This window comes from Actinomyces sp. oral taxon 448 str. F0400 (assembly GCF_000220835.1).
GTDB lineage: Bacteria > Actinomycetota > Actinomycetes > Actinomycetales > Actinomycetaceae > Actinomyces.
In genome coordinates this window covers 948,216-958,844 of sequence record NZ_GL985606.1, presented here as the reverse complement: position 1 = coordinate 958,844, position 10,629 = coordinate 948,216, and the positions used below count along the sequence as shown (strand labels likewise).

General features: G+C 71.7%; 5 protein-coding genes. 4 read left to right on the top strand and 1 reads right to left on the bottom strand.

Features of this window, described 5'->3' with window-relative positions; all coding sequences use genetic code 11:
* Positions 1-1,378: lipopolysaccharide biosynthesis protein (locus tag HMPREF9062_RS04100; RefSeq protein ID WP_156790069.1), on the bottom strand; the 1,378-nt coding region annotated here is incomplete at its 3' end.
* Positions 1,379-1,702: 324 nt separating this feature from the next.
* Between HMPREF9062_RS04100 and HMPREF9062_RS04095 the strand changes: the two genes are divergently transcribed.
* The 4 genes from HMPREF9062_RS04095 to HMPREF9062_RS04080 are packed head-to-tail and all read left to right on the top strand — an operon-like array spanning position 1,703 to position 10,621.
* Entirely contained in the window at positions 1,703-3,172 is a 1,470-nt protein-coding gene (locus HMPREF9062_RS04095; protein WP_009748777.1) for a sugar transferase, read from the top strand.
* Positions 3,172-3,615 carry an adenylyltransferase/cytidyltransferase family protein gene (locus HMPREF9062_RS04090; protein WP_009748776.1) on the top strand — a complete coding sequence of 148 codons (444 nt, stop codon included), beginning with the start codon at positions 3,172-3,174 and terminating at the stop codon, positions 3,613-3,615. Before HMPREF9062_RS04095 ends, HMPREF9062_RS04090 begins: the two co-directional genes overlap by 1 nt.
* Positions 3,616-3,620: 5 nt before the next feature.
* Positions 3,621-9,596 (top strand): Ig-like domain-containing protein, encoded by a 5,976-nt coding sequence (locus HMPREF9062_RS04085; protein ID WP_009748775.1) that lies wholly within the window; start codon positions 3,621-3,623, stop codon positions 9,594-9,596.
* A gap of 59 nt (positions 9,597-9,655) precedes the next feature.
* Positions 9,656-10,621, top strand: a complete 966-nt coding sequence (locus HMPREF9062_RS04080; RefSeq protein ID WP_009748774.1) for an AAA family ATPase — start codon at positions 9,656-9,658, stop codon at positions 10,619-10,621.
* The last annotated feature ends 8 nt before the right edge of the window (positions 10,622-10,629 follow it).

Genomic DNA, 10,629 nt, shown 5'->3' with positions numbered 1-10,629 from the left:
CGGCTCCGGGGCCCGCCGGCCCCCGGCCGCCGTCTCCTCCCTCTCGGCCGCGGAGGCGACGCAGGTCGCGGGCCACCCACAGCGAGTAAGGCACGAGCTGGCACACGATGACGGAGACCACGGAGCCGATGAGCGGCCCCGCCGCCCCCAGAGGCGGGATGAGCACCCAGGACAGCGCCAGGTTCATCACCACGACGACGAGCACCGGCACCACCTGGGCGCGCAGCCCCCGCGGGTCGGTCATGTACATGCCCAGCGGCTGCTTGGCGGCCTCGACGACGACGTTGGCGACGTTGGCGACCAGCAGCGTCATCGGCAGCTCGAACTTCCCGTCGGACAGGAACGGCGTGACCCACGGCGTGACCACAAGCAGAGCGAGGCCCAGGCCCGCGCCCAGGCCGGCGAAAGCGCCGGCCGCCCGGAAGGGGGATTCGATCCGCCCCTGGGCGCGCGCCTTGGCGAAGTGGGGCCACATCGCTATGCCCGTCACAGCGACCGTCTGGGTGAGCAGGCCGAACAGCTGCTGGGCGAGCTGGTACTGCGCCAGGGCCTGGCCGACCCCGCGGTGGGACAGGAGCAGGCGGTCGGTCTGGAAGGCGATGGGGATGACCAGGGACTGCAGAAGCGAGGGCGCCGCGGTGTCGATGATCTTGACCCCGCGCGCCCGCCGCAACCGGGGCACGTCGCGCAGCGCCTCGCCCAGCAGGGGCCCGGTGGCCCGCCAGGCCACGACTATGCAGATGATCGAGACGAACGTGTTGGCCACGTAGGACATCACCGGCACGCTGTTGCCGGCCTCCAGACGGGTGACGACGGCGAGCAGCAGCATGCAGGTCAGGGCCGGGGAGACGATCCCCTGGCTGATGACCTGCGTGGCCGAGCGCCCCATCCCCACGACCACCCGCTGCCCGACGCTCAGCGGCAGGGCGGCGGCGTACACCAGCAGGCACAGGGTCGCGGTCACCCCGCCGCCGTCCATGAGCTTGGCGCCCAGCAGCGAGGGCCACAGGCCCAGCAGTCCGAGAACGACCCCAACGGTGGCGATGATCAACGCGAAGCTGAGGAGCACTCGGATGGCAGTGGTCAGGACCCGTCGCACGACCGCATCGTGATGAAGATCGCTCGACCCCGCCACCGCGTTGAGGATGACGGCACCGATGCCTAGATCCGTGAAGGGCATGAGGCTGGGGAAGGTGGCGAGCAACCCGTACTGGGCGTAGGAGTCGGGCCCGAAGTGGCCGATGATGAGCCGGGTATTGATGAGTCCGAACACCCCGGCCGCCCCCATGACGACGACCTTGGCCATCGCCGCGCGGCGCACCGGCGCCCACGACCCTGAGGAGGACCCCGGAGAGGGTGCCGAGCGGGTCCGAGTCATGAACAGGTCTCCTCGAGAAGCGGTAGTGTGGGGGTGAAGGCTAACGAACGGATAAGCTGGTGACTCCTCTCACGGGCGTCACGACCACCGGCAGGGTCACGGTAGCATTGCCAGAACAACCGTCCCCGGCGGAGACGCGAAGGACGCCCGTGAGCCCGGGAGGGCACTCACGGGCTCCCACCGACGGCGGACGGACGACAGAGACACAGCAGCAGAACAGACAGCACGCGCACGACGGACACGACAGAGCAGCACAAGCAGCACAACAGCATTCAGCACGAACAGCACGCCGATCATCGGCCACAACGCCTTCACGGAGAAGCCTTGACGCCCACAATCCCGCCTCAGCCCACACGGCGCCTCGTCACGACGAGGCGCTCGCTGCGGGCGGGCGCGCGCGGCTCCCTGCCCTCGCTGGACTCGCCGACCTTCACCTCCTGGCCGGTCATGCGCCGCGACCTGCTCACCTGGCTCGTCCTGGGGGACCTGGCCGCCGTCATGCTGCCCACGGCACTGCGCACGGCCGACGGCGTCGGCGGGATCCTCACGGCCGCCGCGGACGGCATGATCATGATGCTGCTCTCGTGGGCCCTCGGGGCGCTGCGGGTCGACGTCATCGACCAGGCCCGCTCCGGCTGGGGCCACGTGCTGGCCGCCGCCGTGGTGGCCGCTCCGCTGGCCATCATCCTGGTGCAGGCGCTTTCGCCCGCCACGACGCCGACCTCCATCCTCGTGCCGCTGGTCGTCCAGGCCGCCCTGGCCATCGCCAGCCGCGTCGTCGAGAGCGCCTGGCTGCGCCGCTGCCGCATGGACGGCCACGGACTGCGCCGCACCCTGATCGTCATGGGCACCGGGGCCGAGGTCATCCTGCGCCAGCTGCACCGCCACCCCGGTGACGGCTTCCTCGTCGTCGGCTACCTGTCGGCCACCACCGGTCGCTCGCCCTCGGCCGCACCCCTGGGCGACGTCGACTCGATCCGCCACACGGTCCACTCCGAGCACATCGACGTCGTCATGACCCTCGGCGGGGTCACGCCGGACTCACTGGTCTCGGTCATGCGCGCTCTGGAGGCGACCCCCGCCCGCCTCGTCGTCGCCCCCGGACTGCAGGACGTGGTCCCCGGCCGCATGCGCGGACTGCCGGTGACCCACGGCTGGAGCGGCCTGATCGACGTCAGACTGCGCCGGGTGCGGCTGGTGAGTAAGGACGTCGTCGACCGCCTCGTCGGCGCTCTCCTCCTCACCCTCGCCGGCCCGATCCTCCTCATCGCCGCGGCCGCGGTCCGCCTGGACTCCCCCGGGCCCGCCTTCTACACCCAGACCCGCGTGGGCGAGAGGGGCAGGCCGTTCACCATGGTCAAACTGCGCTCCATGTACGTCGACGCCGACGCGCGCCGCGCGGCCGTCGTCGCCGCCGGCGGGGACGCCGGCAACAAGGTCCTGTTCAAGGACCGGCAGGACCCCCGCATCACCCGGGTGGGCCGTGTGCTGCGCCGCACCTCGCTGGACGAGCTGCCCCAACTCATCAACGTCGTGCGCGGGGACATGAGCCTGGTCGGTCCCAGGCCGGCTCTGCCCCATGAGGTGGCCGAGTACGACGCCGAGGCCCGGCGCCGCCTCCTGGTCAAGCCGGGTCTGACCGGCCTGTGGCAGATCTCGGGGCGCTCGGACCTATCCTGGGACTCCACGGTGGCCTTGGACCGCCACTACGTGGAGAACCGTGGCGGACATCTCGATGTGGAGATTCTCGCGGGCACGCTGAAAGCCGTCGTCGGGGGACGGGGAGCCTACTGATGCTCACCGGCTACGTGCCCGGTGGCTTCGACATGCTCCACATCGGACACCTCAACATTCTCACGTCGGCGGCCGCCCGGTGCGACCGCCTCGTCGTCGGCGTCGCCACCGACGACTCCTTGGAGCGCATGAAGGGCCGTCGCCCCATCGTGCCCCACGCCGAGCGCATGGCGCTCGTGGGCGCACTGCGGATGGTCGACGCCGTCGTGCCGGATCTCGACCAGGACAAGCGCCTGGCCTGGCGCCGTTCCCCCTTCGACGTCCTGTTCAAGGGCACCGACTGGGAGGGCACCGGCAAAGGCCGCGCGCTGGAGTCGCAGATCGCCGAGGTGGGGGCGCGGGTCGTCTATCTGCCCTACACCCCCACCACCTCCTCGACGATGCTGCGCCGAGTGCTCGCTCAGGAGGTCGCCGCGCGCACCCCCGTGCCGGACAAGAGGTGAGGGCCGTGCCCCTGCCCTCCCCGCGACGCCCCCGCACCCGTGCGGCCCGCGGGACGCGCACGACCCGGCGCCGGGTCTCCACGGCCGCCGCGGCTCTCATGCTCGCGGCCCTGGCCGCCGCCGCCTGGCTGCACGAGGGCGCCTCGCAGGCCGATGTCGAACTCGACGACGGCGGCGTGTGGGTCACCAGCACCTCCCAGCACCTCGTAGCGCGCCTGAACTACCCCTCCCGCCAGGTCGACGGCGCCATCCGCACTACCTCGGCCAACTTCGACGTCACCCAGAGCGCCGACCACGTCCTGGTCCCGGACACGGCCTCCTCCACCGTCTCCGCAGTGGACCCCACGACCGTCTCCCTGTCCACCGGCACGCCGCTGACCAGCGGCGCCGCCGTCTCCCAGGGCGCCGACCGGGTCATCGCCGCGGACCCGGCTGAAGGGACCGTGCGGGCCTCCTCGGTCGACGCCGTCGGCTCGCTGTCCTCGGCGCCCGCGCTGATCGAGAACCAGCCCGACGTCGTGGCGGTCGCCGGGACGGACGGATCCGTCCACGCCGTGTCCCCCAAGACCGACACGATCACGACCGTTCCGGTGCGCGGCGCCGGCTGGGCAGAGGCCGACAGCGAATCGGCCTCGCTGACTGCGGGAACCGACGTCGCCGTGACCGCCGTCGGCGGGGACACCATCGTCCTGGAGCGCGGCACGGGCGTGCTCCACCTGCCCGGCGGCAGGACCCTCGACCTGGGCGAGGCCGGGCTGACCCTCCAGCAGCCGGGCCCCGCCTCCGACACCGTCCTGGTGGCCTCCCGCACGCATCTGATGTCCGTGAACCTGGACGGCTCGGGCTCCACGAGTCTGCCGGCGAGCGAGGATGGCGAACCGGTCGACGGCGTGGCCGCCGCCCCGGTGCGCCTGGGCGAGTGCGCGTACTCCGCCTGGTCGGGGTCGGGCCAGTTCGTACGCCAGTGCGCAGGGGCCGTCGAGACCCGTCACGACGACAGGCTCGCCTCGTCCGCCGCCCCGGTCTTCCGCGTCAACCGGGACGCCATCGTCCTCAACGACATCGCCGAGGGCACCGTATGGCTGCCCGACGACGAGCTCGTCCTGGTCGAGAACTGGACGGACGTGACCTCGCAGACCGACGAGACGGCGGATGACAAGGACGACTCGGCGCAGACCACCGAATCCCAGACCCTGCCCGAGCGCACCGAGGAGAACCACGCGCCCGAGGCCGTCGACGACTCCTTCGGGGTCCGCCCCGGCCGCTCCACCGTCCTACCGGTACTGGCCAACGACTCCGACCAGGACGGCGACGTGCTCACCGCCATTCCCGGCGAGGGGGCCGCGAACGCCCGGGTGGATCAGGCCCAGGAGGGCCTGGCCCTGCGCATGGAAGTCGCCGACGACGCCGCCGGCACCATCACGGTGCCCTACACGGCCGACGACGGGCGGGGCCTGAGCGACTCGGCCGTGGCCACCGTCGACGTGCACCCCTGGGACGTCAACACCGCGCCCGAGCAGATCACGACCCCGAAGATCGTGGTCTCGGGCTCGGCCTCCGCCTCTGCCGGTGTGCTGAGCGCCTGGCAGGACCCCGACGGCGACACCCTCTACCTGGTCTCCGCCCAGGGCGAGGGCATGGATGTGCGCACGACGAACGAGGGCACGGTCGCCGTGCGCGACCTGACGGGCGCGCCCGGCACCCGTCCGCTGACGGTGGTCGTCTCCGACGGGCGCGAGACGACCGCGGGAACGGTCGACGTGGACGTCCAGCCCGCCGAGGCGGCCGAGCCGATCGCCAACGCCGACCACGTTCAGGTCGTCGCCGGCACGCAGGCGCTCTTCTCCCCCCTGGACAACGACACCTCCCCCAGTGGCGAACCGCTGAGCCTGGCCGGTCTGGACGACCCGCCCGCCGGCACCACCGCCGAGATCAACCGCCAGGCGGGGACCGTCACGTTCACCGCCGAGGCGGCGGGAACCTACTACCTGGGCTACGACGTCACGGCCGGCGCGGCGGTGGCCAAGGGGATCGTGCGCGTCGACGTCATCGCCGCTTCCGACTCCTCGGTGCCGCCGGTACCCGAGAATGACACCGCTCTGCTGCGCGAGGGCGGGTCGGTGACCATCGCCCCGCTGAGCAACGACTTCGACCCCTCCGGAGGCATCCTCGTGCTCCAGTCGGCCTCGACCCCGGCTGATTCGGGCGTGACGGTCACGGTCGTCGACCACTCGCTGCTGGAGATCACCTCGGCGGGGAACCTGCCCCAGAGCGTGGACCTGGAGTACACGGTCTCCAACGGCGCCTCGACGGCGACCGGGCGGGTCTCGGTCGTCCCCATCACCTCGGGCGAGGCCCAGGTGCCGGTCACGGCGGCCGACACGGCCGTGGTGCGAGTGGGCGACGTCGTCACCGTGCCCGTGCTCAACAACGACACCTCGCCGTCGGGTCTGGCGCTGTCCCTGTCCGATGAGCTGGGCACCGCCGGAGACGCGCTCGGCACGGCCTGGGTCTCCGAGGACAGCGTGCGCATCAAGGCCGGCGACGTTCCGGGGCGTACGACGCTGACCTACACCGCCACCGACACGCTGGGTCAGACCGCCACCGGCCGGCTCGACGTCGAGGTGCGCGATCGCGACGACGCCGCCAACACCGCCCCCAGCCCGCAGAGCCTGGAGGCGAGCACGGTGGCCGGTTCGCCGGTCAACATCACCGTGCCGATGGACGGTATCGATCCCGACGGCGACTCGGTGAGTCTGGTGGGCCTCAACCAGCCTCCGACGGGCGGCACCGTGCAGGTGGACAGCACTTGGCTGACCTACACGCCCACCGACGGCACAACGGGCACGGACACGTTCACCTACACCGTCCAGGACCGCTTCGGCGCGCAGGCGAGCGCCACGGTGCGCGTCGGCGTGGCGCCGACGTCGGCGACCAACACGGCCCCGACCGCCACCGACGACACGGTCGTGGCCAAACCGGGCCGCACGGTGGCCGTGGACGTCCTGTCCAACGACCTGGACGCCGACGGGGACAACCTGGTCCTGGAGGGCACACCCGTCTGCGACGACGACGCCCTGGGGGTGTCGGTGCGCTCCAACCGCGTCATCCTGAACCTGCCCGCCACCGAGGGCGTGCGCACGGTGCGCTACATCGTCTCCGACTCCCGCGGCGGCACCGACACCGGCACGCTGACGGTCGACGTGAGGGCCGACGCTCCCCAGGCCAGCCCGATCGGCGTGGACGACTACGTGACCGTGGACAAGGTGGAGGCCGACGGTTCGGTCACCGTCCCGGTCCTGGACAATGACTCCGACGCGGACGGCTCGCCCTGGGATCTGACCCTGACCACCGACGACCCAAACGCCCAGGTGATCGACGGCCAGTCGATCCGGGCGACGGTGGGCGACCAGAGGCAGTTCGTGCTGTACACCGTCACGGACGTCGACGGGCTGACGGGCCACGCCGTGGTCGTCGTGCCGGCGCGCTCCGAGCTGCGGCCGCGGCTGAACTCCTCCGCCGTGCCGGTGCGCATCCCGCCCGACCGCACCAGCGACGTGGACCTGTCGTCCTTCATCCTCTCGCGCGCCGGCACGTCGCTGAGCGTCACGGACCCCTCCGCTCTGCGTACGGGCACCGGTCTGGAGTCGGCCGCCGTCGGAGGCAACGGCGGCGCGCTGTCCCTGACGCCGACGACGGGCTTCACCGGGCAGACCTCGGTGACGCTCACGGTGGCCGACGGCACCGGTGACGACGCCCTGAGCTCGACGCTGACGCTGCCGGTTCTCGTGGAGTCCTCGACGAATACCGCCCCCGTGCTGACCCCGACGCAGATCTCGGTGGCGCCCGGCGAGGGCGCCGTCACCGCCGACCTGGCCGCCATGACCAAAGACGCCGACGGCGACCGGCTCAGCTTCTCAGCCAGCTCACCGTCGGCCGGCTTCGATGCGGACCTGTCCGGCTCGATCCTGTCGGTCAAGGCGGCCGATGACGCCTCCATCGGCACGACGGGCAGCACGACGGTGGCCGTCGACGACGGGACGAACCCTCCGGTCAGCGCCGAGATCCCGCTGCGGGTGGTCGACTCGACCAAGCCCCTCATGACGACGACGCCGGTGATGCTGGTCTCGGACGGCTCGCCGGTGACGGTGGACGTGGCCTCCTTGGTCACCAACCCCTTCCCCGACAAGCCCATCACGCTGTCCGGGGAGGCGAGCGTCACCTCCGGTCAGGGCACCGTGACGACGTCGGGCACGACGCTGACCATCAGTCCCGCCGCGGGCTTCACCGGGCGCCTCGTCGTGGGCTACGGCGTGCTGGACGCCACCGGCAGCGCCGCCCGCGGCGTCAGCGGAACCGTGACGGTGACGGTCGCGGGCGTCCCGGACGCCCCGGTCGGGGTGAGCGCGGAGCCGCAGGGCTCGAGCGCCATGACGGTGACCTGGTCGCCGGGCGCTGACCACGGGGCGCCGGTCACCTCCTACACGGTCACCGAAGTCGACGGCGCCGGCTCGTGGACCTGCACGGGCTCGCCGTGCCTGGCCTCCGGTCTGAGCGCCGGCGGCAGCTACTCCTTCCAGGTGGTGGCGACCAACGCCGCGGGCAGTTCGGCGCCCTCGGCCGCATCGGCGCCGAGGGCACTGTCGGTCACGCCCTCCGCACCCACGGGCGTCACTCTCGCCGGCGGCCAGGGGCAGGTGACCGCCTCGTGGGCGCCCGTGAGCGCCGGCGGCTGGGACGTCACCTACGAGGTGGAGCTCTCCGACGGCCAGACGCAGACGACGGCGGGGACCTCCGCCTCCTTCTCCGTGAGCCCGGGCAGTTACGTGGCCGCGGTCCGCGCCGTCCTGGCCTCCTCGGGCGCCTCGCAGTGGGCGATGTCGAACGCGGCCGGGCCGTGGAGCCCTCCCGGCAGGCCGTCGGTGAGACAGGAGAGCGGCGGGGTCACCGTCTCCTGGAATTCGGCCGGAGCGGGGTCGGGCGTGATCTACACCGTCAACGTCTCGGGTGACGCCACGACCTCAGTCGGAGCGGGCTCGGGCTCCTCCGCCTTCGTTCCCCTGAGTCCCGGTTCCTACAGTGTCACCGTCACCGCCTCCCAGGGCGGCAGCTCCGCGACGTCGCCGTCGGCGGACGTCCAGGTCACCGGCGCCCCGCCCGCGCCCTCCGTGCCCGTCATCGCGGCCTACGGCGCCTCGGGCACGCTCGAGATCGCCACGCCCGCCACTGCGGTGACCGGCAATGGCTGGAACGCCAACGACCTGGACGTGCAGTACTCCGTCGGCAGGGGGTGGACCTCCGGCACGACCCTCACCGGTCTGAGGAACGGCACGGAGTACACCGTGTACGCCCGCACCGTCGCGTCCGACGGATCGGTTTCGGCATCGGTGACCGGCAACTCCGCCACTCCCTACGGGCCTCCCGGAACGCCGTCGGTGACCTGCTCCCCCTCCGGAACCAGTGTGAGCTGCTCCTTCACGCCGGCGGACACCGGCGGGCGTCCCGTGTCCTATCAGCAGGCGAATTCCGCCGCCGGGGACGGCGCCACGTCGGTGCCCGCGGGGGGCACGGGCCCCCTCTACGACGTCGGCCCGGGCGAGAGCGCCACCTGGTGCGTGCGCGCCTTCAACGACGCCGGCTCCTCGGGCTGGTCCTGCGACTCGGCCACGGCGAACGGGGTGGCCATCGGCACTGAAAGGAGCTTTCAGATCACGACGAATACCCCGGAGGCCGCCTGCTCCGAGCAGGATTACCAGGAGACCGGCTTCTTCCGCGGCTGGTGCTGGAGAATCGTCCTGGACGTCTCGGGCTTCAACCCGAACAGCAACGTCTCGTGCTCCTACCAGTACCGGGACCGTCAGGACGGGGATCTCAAGTCCTACACCGGGACGTTCACCGTCAACAGCGGGGGCGGGGCCCGGCACGTGTTCCCGCACCGGAGCCCGAACCCCGATCTGGGGGTCACCTGCACTCAGCAGTAGATCGTGTACCCTCTCTTGCCGCGTCCACACATCCGACTTTCTAGGAGGCCCCTTCGCTCATGGCCCTCACGCAGGACAACGCGGCCTGGTTCGCCGACACCTTCGCGCGCATCGTCGACAACGTCGGTCAGGCCCTCCTGGGCAAGCGGGACGTCGTACGCCTGGCGCTGACGACCATGCTCGCCGAGGGTCATCTCCTCCTGGAGGACGCACCCGGCACCGGCAAGACCGCCCTGGCCCGCGCCCTGGCCGCCACCGTCCAGGGGACCCATTCGCGCGTCCAGTTCACCCCCGACCTGCTGCCCAGCGACATCACCGGCGTGACGATCTTCGATCAGAAGACCGGCGAGTGGACCTTCCATCCCGGCCCCGTCTTCGCCTCCGTCGTCCTGGCCGACGAGATCAACCGCGCGAGCCCCAAGACCCAGTCCGCCCTGCTGGAGGTCATGGAGGAGTCCACGGTCACCGTGGACGGTGTACGCCACGAGACCGGACGCCCCTTCATGGTCATCGCCACCCAGAATCCGATCGAGCAGGCGGGCACCTACCGCCTGCCCGAGGCCCAGTTGGACCGTTTCCTGATGAAGACGACCATCGGCTACCCGGACCGGGCGGCCCTGACCCGAATTCTCGCCGGCTCGGCCAATCCGGACCGCTCGACGTCGCTGAGCACCGTCATCACCGCCTCGGCGGTCGCCCAGATGGCGGACCTGGCCGCCGGCAATCACGTGGACGACTCGGTGCTGGACTACATCGGCGCCCTGGTCGAGGCCACCCGCGAGTCCCCCGACACGCGCCTGGGCGTGTCCACCCGCGGGGCCATCGTCATGACCCGCACTGTCCGAGTGTGGGCGGCCTCCCAGGGACGCGCCTACGTCCTGCCCGACGACGTCAAGGATCTCGCCGAGACCGTCTGGGCCCACCGCCTGGTCATGGATCCCGATGCTGAGTTCTCCGGCGCCACCGCCCGCGGGGTCATCACCCGCGCCCTGGAGGAGACGCCCGCGCCCACCACCCGACTCTAGAACCCGGA

What these genes read in the sequence shown, in the direction of transcription:
- HMPREF9062_RS04090 (WP_009748776.1), top strand. Translation starts at nt 3,172, where the DNA reads ATGCTCACCGGCTACGTGCCCGGTGGCTTCGACATGCTCCACATCGGA.
- HMPREF9062_RS04080 (WP_009748774.1), top strand. Translation starts at nt 9,656, where the DNA reads ATGGCCCTCACGCAGGACAACGCGGCCTGGTTCGCCGACACCTTCGCG.